28 protein-coding genes are annotated in these 19,011 nt (G+C 58.4%); 9 read left to right on the top strand and 19 right to left on the bottom strand.

Going from position 1 to position 19,011, the window contains the following annotated elements; all coding sequences use genetic code 11:
* Positions 1-36 precede the first annotated feature (36 nt).
* Positions 37-957, bottom strand: coding sequence for an exonuclease/endonuclease/phosphatase family protein (locus tag C4S59_RS04710; protein ID WP_103909281.1), 921 nt, complete (start codon positions 955-957; stop codon positions 37-39).
* A gap of 184 nt (positions 958-1,141) precedes the next feature.
* On the opposite strand from C4S59_RS04710, the gene C4S59_RS04705 reads away from it, so the two are divergent.
* Positions 1,142-1,762 (top strand): hypothetical protein, encoded by a 621-nt coding sequence (locus C4S59_RS04705; protein ID WP_103909280.1) that lies wholly within the window; start codon positions 1,142-1,144, stop codon positions 1,760-1,762.
* A gap of 76 nt (positions 1,763-1,838) precedes the next feature.
* Here the strand turns inward: C4S59_RS04705 and rpmE are convergent, their stop codons facing one another.
* From rpmE to C4S59_RS04640, 14 genes are all read right to left on the bottom strand, one after another.
* Positions 1,839-2,060, bottom strand: coding sequence for a 50S ribosomal protein L31 (rpmE, locus tag C4S59_RS04700; protein ID WP_103909279.1), 222 nt, complete (start codon positions 2,058-2,060; stop codon positions 1,839-1,841).
* A gap of 12 nt (positions 2,061-2,072) precedes the next feature.
* Complete coding sequence (gene rplS, locus C4S59_RS04695; protein ID WP_103909429.1) at positions 2,073-2,456, bottom strand: 50S ribosomal protein L19; 384 nt, start codon at positions 2,454-2,456, stop codon at positions 2,073-2,075.
* A 52-nt stretch (positions 2,457-2,508) separates the two neighbouring features.
* Positions 2,509-3,330, bottom strand: a complete 822-nt coding sequence (gene trmD, locus C4S59_RS04690; RefSeq protein WP_103909278.1) for a tRNA (guanosine(37)-N1)-methyltransferase TrmD — start codon at positions 3,328-3,330, stop codon at positions 2,509-2,511.
* 83 nt (positions 3,331-3,413) lie between these two features.
* On the bottom strand, positions 3,414-4,568 hold the full coding sequence (locus tag C4S59_RS04685; RefSeq protein ID WP_146064507.1) for a hypothetical protein: 1,155 nt from the start codon (positions 4,566-4,568) through the stop codon (positions 3,414-3,416).
* A gap of 80 nt (positions 4,569-4,648) precedes the next feature.
* The gene (gene rimM / locus C4S59_RS04680) at positions 4,649-5,161 is read right to left on the bottom strand and encodes a ribosome maturation factor RimM (RefSeq protein ID WP_103909276.1); all 513 of its coding nucleotides are present in this window, start codon (positions 5,159-5,161) and stop codon (positions 4,649-4,651) included.
* 10 nt (positions 5,162-5,171) lie between these two features.
* On the bottom strand, positions 5,172-5,444 hold the full coding sequence (locus C4S59_RS19480) for a hypothetical protein (protein WP_146064506.1): 273 nt from the start codon (positions 5,442-5,444) through the stop codon (positions 5,172-5,174).
* Complete coding sequence (gene rpsP / locus C4S59_RS04675; protein WP_103909275.1) at positions 5,389-5,778, bottom strand: 30S ribosomal protein S16; 390 nt, start codon at positions 5,776-5,778, stop codon at positions 5,389-5,391. The genes C4S59_RS19480 and rpsP overlap by 56 nt, the downstream gene beginning before the upstream one ends.
* Positions 5,779-5,827: 49 nt before the next feature.
* Positions 5,828-6,139, bottom strand: a complete 312-nt coding sequence (locus tag C4S59_RS04670; RefSeq protein ID WP_103909274.1) for a chorismate mutase — start codon at positions 6,137-6,139, stop codon at positions 5,828-5,830.
* Between the two features lie 33 nt (positions 6,140-6,172).
* The gene (locus C4S59_RS04665) at positions 6,173-6,700 is read right to left on the bottom strand and encodes a GNAT family N-acetyltransferase (RefSeq protein WP_103909273.1); all 528 of its coding nucleotides are present in this window, start codon (positions 6,698-6,700) and stop codon (positions 6,173-6,175) included.
* Positions 6,697-7,227: a GNAT family N-acetyltransferase gene (locus C4S59_RS04660; RefSeq protein ID WP_327345874.1), complete on the bottom strand. Its 531-nt coding sequence runs from the start codon at positions 7,225-7,227 to the stop codon at positions 6,697-6,699. The genes C4S59_RS04665 and C4S59_RS04660 overlap by 4 nt, the downstream gene beginning before the upstream one ends.
* Positions 7,224-7,754 (bottom strand): GNAT family N-acetyltransferase, encoded by a 531-nt coding sequence (locus C4S59_RS04655; RefSeq protein ID WP_103909272.1) that lies wholly within the window; start codon positions 7,752-7,754, stop codon positions 7,224-7,226. Before C4S59_RS04655 ends, C4S59_RS04660 begins: the two co-directional genes overlap by 4 nt.
* Positions 7,751-8,266: a GNAT family N-acetyltransferase gene (locus C4S59_RS04650; protein ID WP_103909271.1), complete on the bottom strand. Its 516-nt coding sequence runs from the start codon at positions 8,264-8,266 to the stop codon at positions 7,751-7,753. The genes C4S59_RS04655 and C4S59_RS04650 overlap by 4 nt, the downstream gene beginning before the upstream one ends.
* A gap of 6 nt (positions 8,267-8,272) precedes the next feature.
* Positions 8,273-9,781: a signal recognition particle protein gene (gene ffh, locus C4S59_RS04645; protein WP_103909270.1), complete on the bottom strand. Its 1,509-nt coding sequence runs from the start codon at positions 9,779-9,781 to the stop codon at positions 8,273-8,275.
* A 220-nt stretch (positions 9,782-10,001) separates the two neighbouring features.
* Positions 10,002-10,268: a M15 family metallopeptidase domain-containing protein gene (locus tag C4S59_RS04640; RefSeq protein WP_234994672.1), complete on the bottom strand. Its 267-nt coding sequence runs from the start codon at positions 10,266-10,268 to the stop codon at positions 10,002-10,004.
* Between the two features lie 136 nt (positions 10,269-10,404).
* Between C4S59_RS04640 and C4S59_RS04635 the strand changes: the two genes are divergently transcribed.
* On the top strand, positions 10,405-11,211 hold the full coding sequence (locus C4S59_RS04635; RefSeq protein WP_103909269.1) for a crotonase/enoyl-CoA hydratase family protein: 807 nt from the start codon (positions 10,405-10,407) through the stop codon (positions 11,209-11,211).
* 38 nt (positions 11,212-11,249) lie between these two features.
* Here the strand turns inward: C4S59_RS04635 and C4S59_RS04630 are convergent, their stop codons facing one another.
* Positions 11,250-11,831: an FMN-dependent NADH-azoreductase gene (locus C4S59_RS04630; RefSeq protein ID WP_103909268.1), complete on the bottom strand. Its 582-nt coding sequence runs from the start codon at positions 11,829-11,831 to the stop codon at positions 11,250-11,252.
* Positions 11,832-11,941: 110 nt separating this feature from the next.
* On the opposite strand from C4S59_RS04630, the gene C4S59_RS04625 reads away from it, so the two are divergent.
* The gene (locus C4S59_RS04625) at positions 11,942-12,820 is read left to right on the top strand and encodes a LysR family transcriptional regulator (protein WP_103909267.1); all 879 of its coding nucleotides are present in this window, start codon (positions 11,942-11,944) and stop codon (positions 12,818-12,820) included.
* Here C4S59_RS04625 and C4S59_RS04620 read toward each other — a convergent pair whose 3' ends face one another.
* Positions 12,821-13,159: an ArsR/SmtB family transcription factor gene (locus C4S59_RS04620; RefSeq protein WP_103909427.1), complete on the bottom strand. Its 339-nt coding sequence runs from the start codon at positions 13,157-13,159 to the stop codon at positions 12,821-12,823.
* Between the two features lie 219 nt (positions 13,160-13,378).
* Between C4S59_RS04620 and C4S59_RS04615 the strand changes: the two genes are divergently transcribed.
* The 5 genes from C4S59_RS04615 (at position 13,379) to C4S59_RS04595 (ending at position 15,995) form a co-directional block, all read left to right on the top strand.
* Positions 13,379-13,723, top strand: a complete 345-nt coding sequence (locus C4S59_RS04615; RefSeq protein ID WP_103909266.1) for an AtpZ/AtpI family protein — start codon at positions 13,379-13,381, stop codon at positions 13,721-13,723.
* The gene (locus C4S59_RS04610; RefSeq protein WP_103909265.1) at positions 13,713-14,495 is read left to right on the top strand and encodes a F0F1 ATP synthase subunit A; all 783 of its coding nucleotides are present in this window, start codon (positions 13,713-13,715) and stop codon (positions 14,493-14,495) included. The genes C4S59_RS04615 and C4S59_RS04610 overlap by 11 nt, the downstream gene beginning before the upstream one ends.
* Before the next feature lie 75 nt (positions 14,496-14,570).
* On the top strand, positions 14,571-14,807 hold the full coding sequence (locus C4S59_RS04605) for a F0F1 ATP synthase subunit C (protein WP_076447653.1): 237 nt from the start codon (positions 14,571-14,573) through the stop codon (positions 14,805-14,807).
* Positions 14,808-14,896: 89 nt separating this feature from the next.
* Complete coding sequence (locus C4S59_RS04600) at positions 14,897-15,427, top strand: F0F1 ATP synthase subunit B' (RefSeq protein WP_103909264.1); 531 nt, start codon at positions 14,897-14,899, stop codon at positions 15,425-15,427.
* A gap of 4 nt (positions 15,428-15,431) precedes the next feature.
* On the top strand, positions 15,432-15,995 hold the full coding sequence (locus C4S59_RS04595) for a F0F1 ATP synthase subunit B (protein WP_103909263.1): 564 nt from the start codon (positions 15,432-15,434) through the stop codon (positions 15,993-15,995).
* 103 nt (positions 15,996-16,098) lie between these two features.
* On the opposite strand, the gene C4S59_RS04590 is transcribed toward C4S59_RS04595, so the two are convergent.
* Together C4S59_RS04590 and mutY are read right to left on the bottom strand one after the other, a co-directional pair.
* A complete protein-coding gene (locus C4S59_RS04590) occupies positions 16,099-17,247 on the bottom strand; it encodes an alkane 1-monooxygenase (protein ID WP_103909262.1) in 1,149 nt (382 codons plus the stop codon).
* Between the two features lie 100 nt (positions 17,248-17,347).
* Positions 17,348-18,400 carry an A/G-specific adenine glycosylase gene (gene mutY, locus C4S59_RS04585; RefSeq protein ID WP_103909261.1) on the bottom strand — a complete coding sequence of 351 codons (1,053 nt, stop codon included), beginning with the start codon at positions 18,398-18,400 and terminating at the stop codon, positions 17,348-17,350.
* Positions 18,401-18,492: 92 nt separating this feature from the next.
* Between mutY and C4S59_RS04580 the strand changes: the two genes are divergently transcribed.
* Entirely contained in the window at positions 18,493-19,011 is a 519-nt protein-coding gene (locus C4S59_RS04580) for a DUF721 domain-containing protein (protein WP_103909260.1), read from the top strand.

Below are 19,011 nucleotides of genomic sequence, written 5' to 3'. Positions count from 1 at the left end.
ATAGGGGCGTCAGGGCCACAACCGAATTGCCCTGTTTCAGGGGGCCAGACGCAGGTCCATCAGGACAGGATAGTGATCTGACGGCCAGTCGCCTGCGAACTTTTGTTGGACAATGACAGGCGTATTGACGGGCTCTACCGCGCCGATGGTGGCGATGTGGTCAATCGCACCAAACAGGTTCATGCCGCGATTCATATGATAGGTCGCGCCATCAACGGGGGCAAAGCGGTAGCCTACGGTTTCAAGGATTTCCATCGTCTCGGACCCGGCCACTGCGTTCAGATCGCCCAGCAGGATCATCGCATCGTTGCGGGCGGCAAGGGGGGCTGTGCGGGCAACCACCAGCGCCGCCGATTGCAGCCTGTTCGACGCGCTTTTGTATTCGAAATGCAGGTTCATAACAGCCAGCCGCTTGCCGCTCTGACGGTCCTGAAATTCGGCCCATGAGGCGAATGCTGGCCAAGACCCGTTGAAGGTGCGTGAATAGATCACGTCGGGCGTGTCCGAGAAAAAGAACCAGCCTTGGTCCAGAAGGGTCAGCCGCGCGCTGCGGTAAAAGATCGGCTGGGTCGACGGAAACTCCCGCCAGTCGCCGATGGCCGCGATGCTGTAATCAGGATTGCGGTCGGCCAGATAGCTGCGGGCCAGATTGACATCGTCTGAATCCCCGCCCGAGAAGCTCTCCATCTCTTGATAGGCGATGATGTCGGCATCCATCGCCTTGAAGGCGGCATCCATCGCAGGGGCGCGTTCGTTCCAATCGGCGACCGACCAAGCGCCGGTTTCCTTGGACAGGATGATGTAATGGGCGTTGTGGGTCGCGACGCGCAGACTGTCGGCGGGACGGGCAGGGATCGCGGTATCGGTCGAATGGCTGATCTGAAGCGCACAAGCCACCAACAGCATCGACGCCAGCACCAGCGTGCCCCACAGGCGTATCCGTCTTATGATCCCCATGCCGCCCCCGATTGTGTCCTATGAAGGAAACCCTGCCATAGGGGCGATACTGGATCACTGCATATTTGCGTGAGGGTCTAAGGTATCGCGACCGCGGAAACGAAAGGGTGTGCTTGTTAACTGTGATAGTCTCGTTTTGAGTCCTTTATAATCTCGTGTATTTTTGGGGAGCGGAGTTCGATCGATGGCCGGAAGCGACGGAAATGACCGTTTATACCGATGGGTTCGCATCGTGAACAAAGGCAGTGGATACGCCGGCATTTTCAATTACGAGACCAGCGACGACAAACGCCGTGTTGAGACTTTCACTATTGAAGAATGGCGCAGTTCGATGGCTGCGGAGTTTGGAGTCCAGGTGGATGCGCCACAAATGAATCCAAATGACCCGCCAGATTTCTTCGTTTCGGTAAGAGGCGAAAAACTGAATGTCGAACTCGTGCAGCTAGTTGAGCAAGAACACAAAAAGAGGGCTATGAAGGGAGAAACGCCATTCGCGGGCCAATTGTTCTTGGACATGCAATGGTCCAGAGAGAGGCTGCTCTCGAAGTTGCGCCAGCTTATTTTCAAGAAGGGCGAAAAGTACCAAAAAGCAGAATTGGGAATCGATGTTTTGCTCATTCACACAGGTGAGACTTGGCTGAATTCGAATGAAGCGGGGGCGTGGATTTCAGGTGAAAAAATCGAGCCTCATCCGAGTATCCGGAGCGTGTACCTTCTTTTCTCTTACGAACCCGGAAGGGGAGTAGATCACTGGCCTATTATTCCAGTTTACGGTGATTTGTTCAAACGTCCCAGCGTCGGCTAATTCACAAACCATACCGCCCAAAACAAAAGACCCACGCAAATGCGTGGGCCTTTCGTAACCATAAGGTTGAGCTGAATTAGAAGCCCAGACCTTCGTATTTCTTTTTGAACTTGGAAACGCGACCACCCTGGTCCATCAGGCGGGACGAGCCGCCGTTCCATGCCGGGTGTGCTGTCGGGTCGATTTCCAGCGACATTGTATCGCCTTCTTTGCCCCAGACCGAACGTGTTTCGAAAGTGGAACCATCTGTCATTTTGACAGTGATTGTGTGGTAATCGGGGTGGATGTCTTTTTTCATCTCGCCGGTTCCTTACGCTTCGGCGCCTTTGGGCGCTTTGTAGTTGGTGACCTCGGCGATACGCGCGGACTTACCACGACGCGAACGCAGATAGTACAGCTTGGCGCGGCGTACACGGCCACGGCGGACAACTTCGATCGACTCGATGTTTGTCGAGAACAGCGGGAACACACGCTCCACGCCTTCACCGAAGGAAATCTTGCGAACGGTGAACGAACCGGCAATGCCCTTGCCGTTCTTACGGCTGATGCAAACGCCTTCGTAGTTCTGCACACGAGTACGCGTACCTTCGGTCACCTTATAGCCTACGCGAATGGTGTCGCCGGCTTTGAAATCGGGAATGTTTTTCCCGAGGGAAGCAATTTGTTCTGCTTCCAGCTGTGCGATCAGATCCATCTGACCTTCTCCTATTTTGCTTGCGGTTTGTTCCGCAAAGGTGTGCGCGTCCTCAGAGCTCTTGGTCTTCATCCGGGTCCCTATCGTGGTTCGCACAATAAGCCCGCCAGAGGTCAGGTCGTCGTTCTTTAGTCAGCCTTTCGGCCATAGCCCGCTGCCACTTAGCGATATTCGCGTGATGTCCTGACAGAAGAACGTCAGGGATCGCGCGGCCATTCCAGACGGCGGGTTTGGTGTACTGGGGATGTTCCAGCAATCCGTGCGAGAAGGATTCTTCTTCGATGGATGCCTGATTCCCAAGCACGCGCGGTATAAGTCGAACCGTCGCGTCAATCAAGGCCTGTGCTGCGAGCTCTCCGCCCGTCAGGACAAAGTCGCCCAAAGACACCTCGACCACGTTGTAATGATCCATCACACGCTGGTCCAAACCTTCGAACCGGCCACAGATCAGCGTCATGCCCGGCCCTTCGCTGAGCATGCGTGCCATGGATTGGTCAAACCGGCGGCCACGGGGAGACAGATAGATCAGCGGCGCACCCGGTGCCATGCGCTGGCGGGCGTCTTCGATGGCGGCGCCCATGATGTCGGGGCGCAGGACCATACCCGCGCCGCCGCCTGCGGGCGTGTCATCGACGTTGCGGTGTTTGCCTTCGCCGAATTCGCGAAGCGGCACGGTTTCCAGCTGCCACAGCCCGTCTTTCAGGGCGCGGCCAGTCAGAGATTCGCCAAGGATGCCGGGGAAGGCCTCGGGCATCAGGGTGATCACCTGCGCCTTCCAGACATTGTGCAGATCAGCGCGCTCGGCCATCAGGTCGCGGGGTTTCAGGCTGACTGAAATGCTTTTGCGTCCGAGTGAGCGGGAAGGGTTGGACATGGGGCCACCTGACTGCGGTTAAGGGTGTTTGCGCCGTTCTCTAGCGCCCTTGGCGGGCGAAGGCAAAAGGCAACGGTCAGAGATCAGATCATATAGTCGCTAACCACGGGTTTCCGCATCAGCCCGCCGTCTGCAATATCCCACGCGCTGCGTGGCAGGGGCATGCGGCCCGCGTATTCGGTGAACGCGGATTTGGGCATGGGCCATTCGGGTTGTTCCAGAATGTCCGCCACATCCGCCAGCGCCTGATGGAAATCCTTGGCAGCGTCCAGAACCGCTTCGGGTGGATCAAGGGCAAGGTCGTGGTGCTGATACATCGCCTCGTTCCATTGTCGGATCACTTGATGAACACCGTCCAGATAGACGCGATCACCCGTTTCGGCGGCATAGACCAACGTTGATTGCGCAGCGATCCGCGCCAGAAACAACGCGACAGAGGCGCGGTCGCAATCGGGTTGTAGGGCACACCACAGGGCAGCGTCCCGTTGGGTTTTATCGTCTGGGTCGTGGTCTTTGATAACCTTGTGCCAAAGGTCGGGATCAGGGTGCGCCATGGCGGCCAGATCGTCGATCAGGGACAAAGGCGACAGGTTCACCGTTTGGGTCCGCCACAGCGTCCAGCTGGCGGAAAACGCATCGCGTTGCTGTTCGTATTGCGCCCGCTGCCGCGCCAAGGCGGCGATCTGGTCGCGGATTTCCAGAACGCGCGACGGATCGCGGAACATCTGCGCCAAAGCGCCCGCCTCTTCTGGCGATGCGCGCAGCAGCTTTTCCAGCACAAAGATATCGGTGACCTGATCGGGGGTCATTTGCGCGGTCGTCGGCGCGTGCCACGTATCGGCAATCAGGCGCACAACGCGGGTGATCGCGCTGTCGCGGCTTTCGGGCTCTTTGCCAAACACCGCGTGGGTGTTGATGGTGCCGTGGCGTTGAAGGTGCTGATCAACCGCTTGGCGCTGCTCATCCACGGGCGGCAAAGTGGCCTGCAACGCCCGTCGGGCGCGGCCTGTCAAAAGGGCGACGGGCTGCGGGTCTTCGGGTGTGGTCGCATGGCGTTTCCGGCTTAGCGACGAAAAATGGATGGCGACGCTGGCAAGTAGGAAAAAGAAAGCGATCAGGCCGAATGCGCCCACCGTTTGCACCAACGTAACGCGAGTTTCCGTTGCCAGCGACAACAGAAAAGCGGCAGGGAATACCGCTATCCCCAGCACAACACCGCGAATGCAAAAACGACGCACCAAAAAACCTCAATAACTTTCAGCCGATTCATACGGGATGATTGTGGCTAAAACGGGTCTTTTGCTGCGGATTTTATGGTTTATTCGTCGTCGAACAGACCATCTGGCGGATCTGCAACAATGCGTCCGGCGGTCAGATCGACGGTCGGAACAGCCGCAAGGGTAAAGGGCAGCAATGTCGTGCCGCTTTTGCCGTCGATCGCGATTTCCAGAATGTCGGACGCGCCGTGGTTCAGCACATTGCGCACCTTGCCGATCAACTGACCGCCCGTGTCATAGACAGACAGGCCGATCAGATCGGCGTGGTAGTATTCGTCGTCGGGCAGGTTCGGCAGACGATCACGCGGGGCGAACAGGCGCACGCCTTTCAGGGCGTCGGCCTCTTCCTTGGTGCGCACATCGCTAAGGCGGGCGGCAAAGCCCTGTTTGACACCGCGTGTGATCTGGATGTCGAAGGTCTTGCTGCCGTCTTCGGTTTGCAGGGGCGCATAGTCTTCGATGGCTTCGGGATCGGCCGTATAGCTTTTGATGCGCACTTCGCCGTTCACGCCAAAGGCGCCGCCGATTACCCCTACGCAGATCATGTCGCTCATGGTGTGTCCCTCAGGCCGTGTTGAGTTTCAAATAGCGCGGGTTCAGGGGCAAGGGCAATGGTTTGGCGGCATTGTCCGCTTCGGGGTAGATTTTTTTGGAAAGCGCGGCGCAAAGGCCGTAGGCCGCCGCGCGCGTCGTCGATGCGCGACAATACCGGACACCCAATAAAAAACGACGGACCAGTTTCCTGATCCGCCGTTCGAAAGCCTGAAACAGGCAGAAGGGTTTATTCTTCTGCGGCTGCTTCTTCTGCCGGTGCGTTTGCAGCTTCTTCTGCTTCACGCGCCTTTTCAGCTTTTGCTTCTGCACGGTCCTGAGCAGCTTTGCCCGGTGTGCCTTTTTTCGGGTTGTTGCGCTCTTTCTTCTCGGCCAGGTTTGCGGCTTCGAGGAAACGCTGGATGCGGTCAGTTGTCTGAGCGCCTTGGCCCAGCCAGTACTGGATGCGCTCTACGTTCATGACAACGCGACGCTCGTCGTCTTTGGCCAGCAGCGGGTTATATGTGCCGACTTTTTCGATGAAACGGCCGTCGCGGGGCATGCGGCTGTCTGCAACAACGATTGCGTAGTGGGGGCGCTTTTTGGAACCGCCGCGGGCGAGACGAATTTTTGTAGCCATTGGTTTTCTCCTTTGAATGGCGAAGTTCAGGCGATGGGGCTGTGGCCCATCAAGATTGGTGTTTCTGGTGGTGCTGGATGACTTCCTGAATGATGAAGTTCAGGAAAGCCTTAGCGAATTCAGGGTCGAGATCGGCCTGATCCGCCAAATCTTCGAGCCGCGCGATCTGTTTTTCTTCGCGCGCGGGATCGGAAGGAGGGAGCGCGTGCTCTGCTTTCAGCAGGCCCACGGCTTGTGTGTGCTTGAACCGTTCGGCCAGCGTAAAGACAAGGATCGCATCCAGCCGGTCAATGCTGTTGCGGTGTTCTTTCAGCAGTTCGGCCGCGCGGGCGACGTCGTCTTGGGATGTTGTGTCAGACATCAAGGGCGCCTTTCGGGTTCAAGGGTGTCAGGGTCACGCGCATGCGGCGGCCTCTGTGTCAGAGGTGCGGCGGAACACGCGGTATTCGCGGAAGGGCGCAGGCGTCGACGGATCGGCGACAAAGCCCAAGGTGTTGGCAATCGCGATGGAGCGGTCATTGTCCTGATGGACCATCGCGGTCAGGGTTTTGAAGCCATAGGTCGCCTCGGCATCATCGCAGAGTGCCTTTACGGCTTCGCGCGCATAGCCCTGACCTTCAGCTTCTTCGCTCCACAGCGTCCATGTCATTTCAGGGGCGCGCAGCAGGTCCATCTGCATCAGGCCGGCATGGCCGATGGGCATTTCCGTCGCGCCCTTGCGGCAGATCGCAAAGCGGCCAAAGCCGCGCAGCGTCCAGTGGCCGATCATGGCGCAGAACTTGGCTGCTGCATCGGCACAGCTGACGGGACCACCCACGAATTGTGTGCGTGGCCCGGTGTAATAGGCGGTGTAGCCTGCACAATCCTCGGGCCGGAACGGGCGCAGGACCAAGCGGTCTGTTGTAATGGTGCGGTCGATCATGCGGCACCCCCTGCGACAGAAGGATGGCGGTAGATCAGGCAGGGATCGCCCAGCAGAGTGGTCTCTTTTTCCAGCGTCGCGCCCATGCGTTCGGCCAAGGCAATAGACCGGACGTTATCAGGGTGGATCTGGGAAATCAGGCGGTCGAGCTTACGCTCTTTCGCGGCCCAATCACGGATCGCCATGGCAGCCTCGTAGGCAAAACCTTTGCCCTCACTGCCATCAAACATGTGCCAGCCCAGTTCGGGTTCCGGCCACATCACGTGATTGAGCAGACCAACACGACCAAGGCGGTTTCCCTGCTTGTCCAGCACAGTGAAGAAGCCGTAGCCACGCAGGGCCCAGTGACCGATAGAACCCAGGAAGCCGCGCCAAATTTCCCATTCACTGGAGGACTTGCCGCCCATGTATTTGGTGCGCTCGGACGCCATAAAGGCCTTTACCGCGTCGAAATCCGATTCCTCGGGGCCGCGCAGGATCAGGCGTTCGGTTTCCAGTCGGGGCGCGCTCAGCATCATCTGTGTCATGCCAGCACCTCGTCGGGGCCGGGGTGACGCCACAGCTGGTCTTCGCCCATGTGGACGTTGTGGTAGGTGCGTTCGTATTTTGCGCCCAGACGTGTGGCCAAGGCCTGCGACCGGTCGTTCGAGGACAGGATGTTCGAGGTCAGGGTTTTCAGGCCCAGTTCCTCATAGGCCCAACGGCGGACCCGCACGGCGGCTTCATAGGCGATGCCTTTGCCTTCGAATGCTTCATAGACGACCCAGCCGATTTCAGGTTCGGGCCAGCCTTCGGGGTTCCAGATACCGCAGATGCCACAGGGGCGACCGGTTTCTTTGTCTTCGACGGTCATGTAGCCGTAACCGTGGATGTGCCAGTGCCCGATGTTGCAGGCAAACCAGCGCCAGCTTTGGTCGCGTGTGTAGACTTCGCCAAAGCCGGGGGCGCGCACGGGGTCGGCGTGGAATTCGGCGAAAGAGTCGAAATCATCCATGTGGAAAGACCGGATGATCAGGCGATCCGTTTCAAGGCGCGGTGCGGGTGTCAGGCTCATTGCAGGACCCCCAATGTGTGGCGATAGACGACGGTGTCGTCTGCTGTTTCGCCTTTCGGCAGCGCGGCCTTGGGATCGTGCGATGCGCCAAGACGGGTCGCCAGCGCGATAGAACGGTCGTTTGACGGATCGATGTAGCTGACCAAGGTCTCAAAGCCCTGATCCTTGGCCCAACCCAGAACCGCCTGCGCGGCCTCGGATGCATAGCCCTTGCCTTCGGCAGTCTCCAACAGCGTCCAGCCGATTTCGGCCTCGGGAAAATGCGGTGGCTTCAGGATACCGATCTGGCCAAGGAATTCGCCTTCCTTGGTGTCGATGCCCCATGCGCCGTGACCCATCAGGTCCCACATGGCGATCTCGGACGCCATCCAGCGCCATGCCTCTTTGCGCGGGATCGGCCCACCCATATAGGCCGCGCGGTCGGTCTCGAACAAATCGCAAAGCGCGTCGAGATCAGCCATCACATGGCCACGGAGCGTCAGGCGCTCTGTATGAAGGGTGGGGGCGGGCATGAGTGCTTACTTCTTTTTGCCCAGACCGGACAGACCAGAGGGCAGACCCATGCCGCCGGGCATACCGGGCATACCGCCGGGCATTTTCGCGCCCATCTGTTTGGCCGCCGCTTCCAGCGCTTTGGGGTCCATCTGGGACGGATCCATGCCAGCGGGCATACCGCCCTTACCGAACATGCCGCGCATGGCCTGTTTCAGCATGCCGCCTTTGCCCATTTTGCCCATCTTCTTCATCATGTCCGCCATTTGGCGCTGCATTTTCAGAAGCTTGTTCAGGTCGGACACTTCCATGCCGGCACCGGCCGCGATGCGTTTCTTGCGACTGGCCTGCAAAAGCTGCGGGTTCGCACGCTCTTTCTTGGTCATGGAGTTGATCAGGGCGATCTGCTGTTTCAGGATGCGGTCATCAATGCCCGCGCCTTCCATCTGCTTGGCCATTTTGCCCATGCCAGGCATCATGGACATCATGCCTTCCATGCCGCCCATTTTCATCATCTGGTCCAGCTGCATGCGCAGGTCGTTCATGTTGAACTGACCCTTCTGGAAGCGCTTCATCATGCGCTCGGCTTGTTCGGCCTCAAGGGTCTGCTGCGCCTTTTCAACCAGCGCAACAATGTCACCCATGCCAAGGATGCGGCCCGCGACACGGTCGGGTTCAAAGGTTTCCAGCGCGTCCATTTTTTCGCCGAGACCGACGAACTTGATGGGCTTGCCGGTGACCGCACGCATGGACAGCGCCGCACCACCGCGACCATCACCGTCCATACGGGTCAGGACAACGCCGGTGATACCGATACGGTCGTCAAAGTTCTGGGCGGTGTTGACGGCGTCCTGACCTGTCAGGCCGTCCACAACAAGGATCGTTTCACGCGGATTCGCGACATCGCGCACCGCTTCGACCTGTGCCATCAGCTCTTCGTCGATGGACAGGCGGCCAGCGGTATCAAGCATGTAGACGTCATAGCCGCCTAGGCCCGCTTGGGTTTTGGCACGCTTGGCGATGGCGACGGGGTCTTCGCCCTTGACGATCGGAAGCGTATCGACGCCGATCTGCTTACCAAGGATTTCCAGCTGTTCCATCGCCGCAGGACGGTTGACGTCGAGCGAGGCCATCAGAACCTTTTTGCCGTCACGTTCCTTCAGACGTTTCGCCAGCTTGGCGGTGGTGGTTGTTTTACCGCCACCTTGCAGACCGACCATAAGGATCGGGGCGGGCGGGCTGTCGACGCGCAGTTGGCCGGGTTCACCTTCGCCTGCCAGCGTTGCGATCAGTTCGTCATGGACGATCTTGACCACCTGCTGACCGGGCGTGATCGATTTGGTCACCGCCGCGCCGGTGGCCTTTTTCTCGACCGCTTTGATGAACTGGCGTGCCACTGGAAGCGAAACGTCAGCCTCAAGCAGGGCAACGCGCACTTCGCGCAGGGCTGTTTTGACGTCGTCTTCGGACAGTGCGCCCTGTTTCGTCAGGCGGTCAAAGACGCCACCAAGACGTTCGGAAAGATTTTCAAACATGTCCGCGGCCTCCTATGCCGGTCTTGTCTGTTGTCCCCGAAAGGTGGGGGCGGGCGTCTTGTTTCGCAAATCCCAATCGACCAAACGACGAGCGCCCCCGTGGGCGCAACGCGCTGACGGAGGGCGATCCCGGGCAAGGCCCATGGGACCGGAAGCTTTGGCACTTCCGGAAAGTTAGGTCGCGGTTAGTCTGAATATGGCTCAGAGTCAAGGGAAGCGGTCAAATGCGCGCCCTTTGGAAGTGCATCGCATCCGCACCCCACAGGCGGATCGCAGGCAGCCATTCGTGGGCTTCCATGATATCAAGGAAGTCCTTGTAATCAGTGCCGCAAAACAAGGCCTGCGGGCAACGGGTGCGCAGCCCGTTCGGTTCGGCATAGAAATCAATCGCGCAGCCATAGGCATGCATCGACCATTTGGACCCGCCGCGCATTTTGCGATGGTTGTACGCACCGGCGTAGCGGTCGATTCCCGGATCGCGCGGCATCTGAAAATCGGGTCTTTTAAATTCGATTATCCCATCATGAAAACGAAATTTTTCGAAGGAAGTTTCCCAACGTCCTATATGGACAATCGTTCATTCACCTCACAGAGTGCCCGAAATCGCATCGGGAGGAGCAAGGATGGACATCGCAAAACTTGAACAGTTCAACCTGACATATCTGAAGGTCACCGGCACCGAAGACGGCGTTGTCCGTGTGGTTCTGTCCCGTCCGGAAAAGCGGAATGCCTTGAACGCGGACACCATCGAAGAACTGATCGAGGTCTTCTCGAAACTGCCGCGCATGGGCGCGCGGGCTGTTGTTCTGGCAGCCGAGGGCGATCATTTCTGCGCCGGTCTTGATCTGGTGGAACACCACACAGAAGAACGGCGCCCTGAAGACTTCATGCACGTCTGTCTGCGCTGGCACGAGGCGTTCAACAAGATGGAATACGGTGGCGTTCCGGTGATCGTGGCGTTGAAAGGCGCTGTTGTCGGTGGCGGTCTGGAGCTGGCCTCATCTGCCCATGTGCGCGTGGCGGATCAGTCCACCTACTTTGCCCTGCCCGAAGGACAACGCGGCCTGTTCACGGGCGGCGGTGCCACAATCCGCGTGGCCGATCTGGTCGGCAAGGCGCGAATGATCGACATGATGCTGACAGGCCGTGTCTATAAACAGCAGGAAGCGGTTGATGTGGGGCTGTGTCAGTACCTTATCGACGGCGACACCGACGCTAAGGCGATGGAACTGGCCCGCACGGCGGCTCAAAACCCGCCGCTGTCCAACTTTGCGATCTGTTCGGCCATCAGCCACATGCAAAACATGTCGGCTCTGGATGCGGCCTATGCAGAATCCGTGGTCGCCGGCATCGTGAACACGCAAGAGGCCAGCCGCGACCGCCTTGAAGCCTTCGCCAACAAAACCGCCGCGCGGGTCCGTCCAGATTAATACGTTCGGGGGCAGGAGGGAGACTGCCCCCAGCTGTATCAAGCGGCAAGTTGGTCGACTTGTTCCTGCGCCTGGCGAATTGTGCCTTCTGCGTCCAGCGCCAGTTTGTCAGCGGTGACAAACTCAACGTCGGTCAGGCCGATAAAGCCCAGAACGTGTTTCAGGAAACCTGTCGCGAAGTCGTAGTTCGAACCGGCCTCTGTGCCGCCTGATGCCACGACAACAATCGTGCGTTTGCCGGTCAGCAGGCCAACGGGGCCTTCTTCGGTATAGCGGAAGGTGACGCCAGCACGTGCGACGAGGTCGATCCAAGCTTTCAGGCCTGCGGGGACGCCGAAGTTATAGATGGGCGCGCCGATCACGATGGTATCGGCTTGCTGGACTTCTTCGATCAGCGTGTCGGACAGTTCCAGCGCCTTATGTTGTTCGTCATTGCGGTCGGTGACGGGGGTGAAGTTGGCGGAAATCCAAGCCTCGTTCACGTGGGGCAGCGGATTTGCCAGATCGCGGGCGATCACATGGTCTGGTGTCAGTTTCTCGATGATCTGATCCGTCAGTTGGCGGGAAACCGAGCCATCGCGGCGGGCGGAGGCATCGATGCGAAGCAATGTGTGTGTCATTTCGTGGGTCCTTGGTGGATTTTGCGGTCTTTCCTAGAAATGGCACTTGCAAAAATACACGCAACTTCCACCTTTACACAGGTTATGTGAATCACAGCACAGGTAAGATGATGGACAATTGGGATGAGATCAGAACCGCCTTTCAGGTGGCGCGTCTGGGAACGGTCAGCGGCGCGGCGGATGTTCTGGGGGTCCACCATGCGACTGTGATCCGGCATATCGACGCGCTCGAGACGCGCTTGGGCGTCAAACTGTTCCAGCGTCATGCGCGTGGCTATACCGCGACTGAGGCGGGCGAAGACCTGCTGCGTGTGGCACAGGCCACGGATGACCAGTTCAACCAGCTTGTCGGGCGCATCAAAGGCCGTGGCGCGAGCGTGTCGGGTGAGCTTTTGGTGACATCCCTGATCAACTTTGCCCCCGCGATTGTGCCGGCGCTGAAATCCTTCCGCGATGCCTATCCCGATGTGATTGTGCGCTACCTGACGGACGACCGTGTGTTCCGTCTGGAGTATGGAGAGGCACATGTCGCGCTTCGGGCTGGCGGGCGCCCCAATGAGCCCGACAACGTGGTGCAGGAATTCAAACATGTGTCGATCGGGCTGTATGCGGCGCAAAGCTATGTCGACAAATACGGACAGCCACGGTCGCCCGAAGAGCTGAAGTCACATCAGTTCGTCAGCCATGAAAACGCCGAAAGCCGTGCGCCGTTCTATGCGTGGCTGCGCGCTAATGTGCCCGCCGAACAGATCGTGTTCCGCAGCAGCGACCAGCGTGTGCTGGAAGAAGCGGTGATCGAGGGCGCAGGCATCGGGTTTATGTCGGTGCGCGAGGCAACAAGCAGACCCGATATGGTCGAAATCCTGCCGCCTCTGGAAGACTGGCGCGTGCCCTTGTGGCTGGTGACGCACGTCGACCTGCACCGCACGGCCAAGGTTCAGGCATTCCTGAAACATCTGAAAGAATACACTGCCGAACTGATCAGCTGATCACTCGGCGTCGGTCTGCGGGCTGATCTCGGATTCAAGAAACCGTTCGAACGCGTCCAGATTGACGGGTTCGAACTGACCAAAGCCCTGCATCCAGACACTGGCATCGCGCAGGGCGTTGGGTTCAAGCTGACACCATTTTACCCGCCCGCGCTTTTCCTGAGAAATCAGTCCCGCCTGCGCCAGAATGGTCAGGTGCTTGGAAACCGCAGCCAGCGACATATCAAACGGTTCCGCCACGTCCGTGACCGCCATATCATCCTCAAGCAGCATCGACAGGATGCGGCGGCGGGTGGGGTCGGCCAGTGCGGCAAAGACAAGGTCCAGATCGGCGGTCATAAAGGCCATAAGCGCCGTTGCGCGGGAAAGGTCAACCACAAGGTTGAATATAGAAAACACCCCCGAAACGGGCATTTGACCCCCTGCGACATAGTGTTTTTCGACTCTGGCGTGAAAAATAATTCATAAAATACAGCGCTTTACGCTGTCGGTCATCGCGCTTGACTCGGGCGCGCCGTACCCCTAGCAACGGGGCAAATTCCGATTGGGGCATTTTGCGTGACCGACAACGATCCAAAACGGCAGCTCGAAGATCTCGAAGCCAGGATCGAAGCCTACAAAAAGGCCAAGGAACCGCCGAAACGCCATCAGGATAAATCCTATTCCCAAGCCGATCTGGCATGGCGGATGGTGATCGAATTAGTTGCCGGTCTGTTGATCGGCTTCGGCATGGGATGGGGGCTGGATAGCCTCTTTGGGACCAAACCCATTTTCCTGGTGCTGTTCACATTGCTGGGGTTCGTCGCGGGCGTGAAGACAATGCTCCGTTCGGCGCAAGAGCTCCAAGAGAAGAAACTGGCTGAAACGGCCAGAATGGATGAGAGGGAAGGCGATGGCGACTGAATCGCACGGCGCAGACGAAGGTGGTCTGGTATTCCACCCGATGGATCAGTTCATCGTAAAACCGCTGATGGGGGATGGCCCCGTTAGCATGTTCACGGTGACAAACTCGACACTTTGGATGATCATCACAGTTCTTTGTGTGATCGGCCTGATGGTTGTCGGTAGCTCGCGTCGCGCGATCATCCCCAGCCGCGTACAGTCGATCGCGGAACTGGCCTACGGCTTTATCTACAAGATGGTTGAAGACGTCACAGGCAAAGACGGCGTCAAGTACTTCCCGTACATCATGACCCTGTTCATCTTCATCGTGTTCGCGAACTTCCTGGGCCTGCTGCCCCGCGCGTTCACACCCACATCCCACATCGCGGTTACCGCGGTTCTGGCGATGCTGGTCTTCGTAGCAGTTACTGTTCTGGGCTTTGTCAAAAACGGCGCAGGTTTCCTGAGCCTGTTCTGGGTCAGCTCGGCCCCGCTGGCATTGCGCCCCGTTCTTGCGCTGATCGAAGTGATTTCCTACTTCGTTCGCCCCGTCAGCCACTCGATCCGTCTTGCTGGTAACATGATGGCGGGTCACGCGGTTATCAAAGTTTTCGCAGCGTTCGCACCGATGGTGCTGATTTCGACAGGCATCGGCCTTGTTGTGACACCGCTGTCGATCCTCGCAATCACTGCGATGTACGGTCTTGAGATCCTCGTAGCCTTCATTCAGGCCTACGTGTTCACGATCCTGACCTGCGTCTACCTGAAAGACGCGCTGCATCCGCATCACTAATGCTGGGGCGTGCGGGGCACCTCGCGCGCATCCAACTGAACCAATCGAACTAATTCCATCGTAAGGAGAGAAGACATGGAAGGCGATATCGTACAAATGGGCGCATTCATCGGCGCGGGTCTGGCATGCATGGGCATGGGCGGCGCGGCTGTTGGTGTGGGCAACGTTGCAGGCAACTACCTGGCCGGCGCTCTGCGCAACCCCTCCGCTGCTGCTTCGCAGACAGCTACACTGTTCATCGGCATCGCGTTTGCGGAAGCTCTGGGGATCTTCTCGTTCCTCGTTGCTCTGCTGCTGATGTTCGCCGTCTAAGCATCTCCGACCGATCCTTACGCGCGGGCGGTACCGGCAACCGGCATCGCCCGTAGTAAACGAATAGGTCCGACGGAGAGGACGACGACATGGCGACTGAAACACAAGACGCTGCAGGTGCGGCTCAAGCTCCGGGTATGCCCCAGCTTGATTTTTCTACCTTCGGCAACCAGATCTTCTGGCTTCTGGTCACGCTGGTCGTGATCTACTTTGTCCTGTCGCGCGTCGCGCTGCCGCGTATCGCGGCGGTTCTTGCGGAACGTCAGGGCACAATCACTAACGACATTGCCAAGGCAGAAGACCTGAAAGCTCAGGCTGCTGATGCCGAAGCTGCCTATGAAAAGGCGCTGGCAGATGCCCGTTCCGAGGCGCAAGCCATCGCACAGGCAACTCGTGATGACATCAAGGCACAAGGCCAAGCCGCACAGGCCGAAGCCGACGCCAAGATCGCTGCGAAAGCGGCTGAGTCTGAAAAGGCCATCGCTGAAATCCGCGCCTCTGCAATGGAGAACGTGGAAGTGGTCGCCAAAGACACAGCAGAAGCGCTGGTATCGGCGCTGGGTGGTTCGGCAAGCAAAGCCGACATCGACGCTGCGGTCACAAACCGGTTGAAAGGGTAACGACATGCGTAAGACACTTGCCGTTGCATCTGTAGCTATGATGGGCGCGACACCCGCGCTCGCTGCTTCGGGTCCTTTCTTTTCGCTGCGCAACACTGACTTTGTTGTTCTGATCTCGTTCCTGATTTTCCTTGGCGTTCTGGTGTACTTCAAAGTACCCGGCATGCTGGGCAAACTGCTGGACCAGCGCGCCGAAGGCATCAAAAAGGATCTGGACGAGGCACGCGCCCTGCGTGAAGAAGCCCAGAACCTTCTGGCCTCCTACGAGCGTAAGCAGCAGGAAGTCAAAGAACAGGCAGAGCGTATTGTTGCACAGGCCAAGGTTGACGCCGAAGCCACAGCAGCACAGGCGAAAGCCGATCTTGAAACATCTGTTGCACGCCGCCTGGCCGCAGCCGAAGATCAGATCGCATCCGCCGAAGCAAGCGCTGTCAAAGAAGTTCGCAACGCTGCGATCACCGTTGCTGTAAAAGCTGCCGAAGATATCGTCAGCAAGAACACAGCGGCGAAAGATCAGGCGAAACTGATCGACGACGCAATCGCGACAGTCGGTTCGAAACTGCACTAAGCAGTCTTCGACAGGATCAAAAAGAAACCCGGCCTAGTGCCGGGTTTTTTGTTTTTTGGGTGTTCGGAAACCAGCCTGAACAAACGTGGTTTCACGTCCCGGCCTATCTGGGCATTGGGTTTCTTGCTTTGTTATAGGCCAGCCAGTCCGTTATCTCGGGGTAGAATTTTTTCCGCCATGCGCGAACTTGCGGGTTCATCACCTTTTTCCACACGGGCGGGATCATCGCCGCGATTGTCATGATCGGATAGCTGTAGGGCAACTTGGGCGCTTCGACCGTGTCATAGGTCTGCAAGAGCGGGAAGCGTCGGTCGGGTTTATAGTGGTGGTCCGAGTGGCGTTGCAGGTTGATCAACAGCCAGTTGGACGCCAGATATGGCGCGTTCCACGAATGCTGGGGTTTGACATGTTCGTATTTACCATCCCCCAGATGTTTCCGCGTCAGACCGTAGTGTTCGACGTAGTTCACAAGCTCTAGCTGCCAGACGGCCACGAACGCTTGGAACAGGAACAGTCCGACACCGAACCAGCCGCCGATGGCAAAGGACGCTGCCAGCATGATCGCTTGCAGGCCCCAGTAATAGAAGAACGGGTTTTTATGGTGCGTCCACGGCAGGTTCTTGCGCGCCAGCATCGCCCGTTCGGCTTTGAAAGCCGAGGCATAGCATTGCACCAGCACACGCGGGAAAAAGCGGTGGAAGCCCTCGTTGTAGCGCGCCGTCACTGGATCGCGCGGCGTGCCGACATAGCGGTGATGCACCAGCAGGTGTTCTGAGCGGAAGTGCGAATACAGAACCATCGCCAGAAGCAGGTCGCTGAGTCGACGTTCCAAGGCCGATTTCTGGTGCATCAACTCGTGCGAATAGTTGATGCCGATGGTGCCCGTCAGGACGCCCACGCCAAAGAATACGCCAAATGCCTCGCCTGTGGTCAGGTGATCTGTGCGGGTGACGTACCACAGCAGGCCGAACAGCGTCAGAACCTGCAAAGGCACCCAGATCATGGTGATCAGCTTGTACCAGAACAGCTTTGACTCATCCGTCATCGGGTCCGGGTTTTCAATATTCTGGCCCAGCACCAGGTCGAGCACGCTGAACAGGTACCACGTCACCAAAGGCGGCAGGGCCAGCCACCAGCCGCCTTGCGTGGCCGCAAGCCAGACCAATGGTATCAGCCCAAGCGAAATCCAGAACGGAAGCGCGCTGAGAAAACCGAAATTGCGGGCAACGGGTGGGATGGATTGATCAGCCATGACCGGACCTTCAAACAACCATGTTGACCCGATTCTAGCATGTTCGACGGCAATGTCTGCACCTGTGGGTAAATTGCTGACGAAACGTCAGGCGATGCAGTTAAGTTTTGCCTTTAGCGACAAGATCATAGGCCTTGCGCATCACCGTGGGCAGGTTCGAACGATCAAAGTCATCGGCCTCAATGAACATACCCGTGGACGGTTCGCGATCCAGCGGCACCAGCGCGGTCTTTACTGTCAAACGCAGGTGGAAATGCGTGAAGGTGTGGCGCGCTTCTTCGTTCAGGGTCTTCCATTCGGCGCGGATGGGCGCAGCCTCGGACGGGTCATCGCCCCAGTCCGATCCGGGCCAACCCAACATCCCGCCGAGCAAACCGCTGTCAGGGCGCTGTTCTAACAACCACGCGCCATCAATGCGGCGGGCGAGGTACACAATGCCGTGCCGCGTCGGTTTGCGTTTCTTGGGCGCCTTCTTGGGCAGTTCTGCAGCGGTGCCGTTTTCCCAAGCGGCGCAGGATTTGCGCCACGGGCACAACCCGCAGGCCGGATTGCGCGGTGTGCAGATCGTTGCGCCCAGATCCATCACCGCCTGCGCATAATCACCGGGGCGTTCGTCGGGCGTCAGATCGCGGGCATATTCGGTCAGGATCGGTTTGGCATTGGGCAGCGGCGTGTGTTCATCGTAAAGCCGCGCCATGACGCGTTCGACGTTGCCATCCACCACGGTCTCGGGCCGATCAAACGCGATCGAGGACACCGCGGCTGCCGTGTAGGGGCCAACGCCGGGCAAGGTCAGAAGCGTATCGTGATCATCGGGGAACTTGCCGTCATAGTCGTTTGCTACGACCCGTGCGCATTTCAGCAGGTTTCGCGCACGCGCGTAGTATCCAAGTCCCGCCCATTCGGCCATGACATCGGCATCTTCTGCATTGGCAAGGTCGGTAACGGTCGGCCAGCGTTGGGTGAACGCCTCGAAAAAGCTTTTGACGGCGGCAACGGTCGTTTGTTGCAGCATGATTTCCGACATCCAGACGCGATAGGGATCGGGCACGACGCCAGCCTTGCGATCATGGGGCGGCACGCGCCACGGCATCGCCCGCGCGTGGCGGTCATACCATTCCAAAAGGGCGCTGCTATCGGCGCGTTCACGCATAACTGACAAGCCTTTGAACGAAGGACAAAGAATGCGGGTTGGTTGCCCGCCGCTGGACCACTACAATAGCGTCAGAGCAGAGGATTCAACCCATGGCGAACAACAGTCCGCGCAGACGCAAAGTGACGCTGGCCAGCAGCCTGATGCAGGCGCAGATTCGTAAGGTTTCCGAAAGTCGTGGTTTTGCCCAGACACGTGTGTTGACCCATTGGCCCGAAATCGCGGGCGAAGATATGGCCGCAATCAGCCGCCCCGTCGATGTCAGCTATGCCCGCAACGGAATGGGCGCAACGCTGACGTTGCTGACCACAGGCGCGAATGCTCCGCTGCTTGAAATGCAGAAGGAAAAGCTGCGCGAACGGGTGAATGCGATCTACGGCTATAACGCAATTGCACGTATCCGCGTGACGCAAACCGCTGCGACAGGATTTTCCGAGGGCCGTGTTTCGTTCCAGCACCGCGCCCCGAAAGAGCCGACTGCGCCTGTGCCCGATGAGGCCACGCGCGCCAAAGCCCAAGCCGCCGCCATGGGTGTCACCAACGACGATTTGCGGGCAGCGCTTGAAAGGTTGGCCACGAACGTTTTATCCAGAACACAACAACAGGGCTAA

It is taken from the genome of Thalassococcus halodurans (assembly GCF_900108225.1).
In the GTDB taxonomy this organism is placed as follows: Bacteria; Pseudomonadota; Alphaproteobacteria; order Rhodobacterales; family Rhodobacteraceae; genus Thalassococcus; species Thalassococcus halodurans.
The sequence above is the reverse complement of the archived record's forward strand: the minus strand, read 5'-3'. Positions and strand labels throughout refer to the sequence as shown.

Excerpts from the sequence above, each read along its gene's own strand:
- C4S59_RS04710 (WP_103909281.1), bottom strand. The coding sequence starts at position 957 with ATGGGGATCATAAGACGGATACGCCTGTGGGGCACGCTGGTGCTGGCG.
- C4S59_RS04705 (WP_103909280.1), top strand. The coding sequence starts at position 1,142 with ATGGCCGGAAGCGACGGAAATGACCGTTTATACCGATGGGTTCGCATC.
- rpmE (WP_103909279.1), bottom strand. The coding sequence starts at position 2,060 with ATGAAAAAAGACATCCACCCCGATTACCACACAATCACTGTCAAAATG.
- rplS (WP_103909429.1), bottom strand. The coding sequence starts at position 2,456 with ATGGATCTGATCGCACAGCTGGAAGCAGAACAAATTGCTTCCCTCGGG.
- trmD (WP_103909278.1), bottom strand. The coding sequence starts at position 3,330 with ATGTCCAACCCTTCCCGCTCACTCGGACGCAAAAGCATTTCAGTCAGC.
- rimM (WP_103909276.1), bottom strand. The coding sequence starts at position 5,161 with ATGAGCGACATGATCTGCGTAGGGGTAATCGGCGGCGCCTTTGGCGTG.
- rpsP (WP_103909275.1), bottom strand. The coding sequence starts at position 5,778 with ATGGCTACAAAAATTCGTCTCGCCCGCGGCGGTTCCAAAAAGCGCCCC.
- C4S59_RS04670 (WP_103909274.1), bottom strand. The coding sequence starts at position 6,139 with ATGTCTGACACAACATCCCAAGACGACGTCGCCCGCGCGGCCGAACTG.
- C4S59_RS04665 (WP_103909273.1), bottom strand. The coding sequence starts at position 6,700 with ATGATCGACCGCACCATTACAACAGACCGCTTGGTCCTGCGCCCGTTC.
- C4S59_RS04660 (WP_327345874.1), bottom strand. The coding sequence starts at position 7,227 with ATGACACAGATGATGCTGAGCGCGCCCCGACTGGAAACCGAACGCCTG.
- C4S59_RS04655 (WP_103909272.1), bottom strand. The coding sequence starts at position 7,754 with ATGAGCCTGACACCCGCACCGCGCCTTGAAACGGATCGCCTGATCATC.
- C4S59_RS04650 (WP_103909271.1), bottom strand. The coding sequence starts at position 8,266 with ATGCCCGCCCCCACCCTTCATACAGAGCGCCTGACGCTCCGTGGCCAT.
- ffh (WP_103909270.1), bottom strand. The coding sequence starts at position 9,781 with ATGTTTGAAAATCTTTCCGAACGTCTTGGTGGCGTCTTTGACCGCCTG.
- C4S59_RS04640 (WP_234994672.1), bottom strand. The coding sequence starts at position 10,268 with ATGCCGCGCGATCCGGGAATCGACCGCTACGCCGGTGCGTACAACCAT.
- C4S59_RS04635 (WP_103909269.1), top strand. The coding sequence starts at position 10,405 with ATGGACATCGCAAAACTTGAACAGTTCAACCTGACATATCTGAAGGTC.
- C4S59_RS04630 (WP_103909268.1), bottom strand. The coding sequence starts at position 11,831 with ATGACACACACATTGCTTCGCATCGATGCCTCCGCCCGCCGCGATGGC.
- C4S59_RS04625 (WP_103909267.1), top strand. The coding sequence starts at position 11,942 with ATGGACAATTGGGATGAGATCAGAACCGCCTTTCAGGTGGCGCGTCTG.
- C4S59_RS04620 (WP_103909427.1), bottom strand. The coding sequence starts at position 13,159 with ATGACCGCCGATCTGGACCTTGTCTTTGCCGCACTGGCCGACCCCACC.
- C4S59_RS04610 (WP_103909265.1), top strand. The coding sequence starts at position 13,713 with ATGGCGACTGAATCGCACGGCGCAGACGAAGGTGGTCTGGTATTCCAC.
- C4S59_RS04605 (WP_076447653.1), top strand. The coding sequence starts at position 14,571 with ATGGAAGGCGATATCGTACAAATGGGCGCATTCATCGGCGCGGGTCTG.
- C4S59_RS04600 (WP_103909264.1), top strand. The coding sequence starts at position 14,897 with ATGGCGACTGAAACACAAGACGCTGCAGGTGCGGCTCAAGCTCCGGGT.
- C4S59_RS04595 (WP_103909263.1), top strand. The coding sequence starts at position 15,432 with ATGCGTAAGACACTTGCCGTTGCATCTGTAGCTATGATGGGCGCGACA.
- C4S59_RS04590 (WP_103909262.1), bottom strand. The coding sequence starts at position 17,247 with ATGGCTGATCAATCCATCCCACCCGTTGCCCGCAATTTCGGTTTTCTC.
- mutY (WP_103909261.1), bottom strand. The coding sequence starts at position 18,400 with ATGCGTGAACGCGCCGATAGCAGCGCCCTTTTGGAATGGTATGACCGC.
- C4S59_RS04580 (WP_103909260.1), top strand. The coding sequence starts at position 18,493 with ATGGCGAACAACAGTCCGCGCAGACGCAAAGTGACGCTGGCCAGCAGC.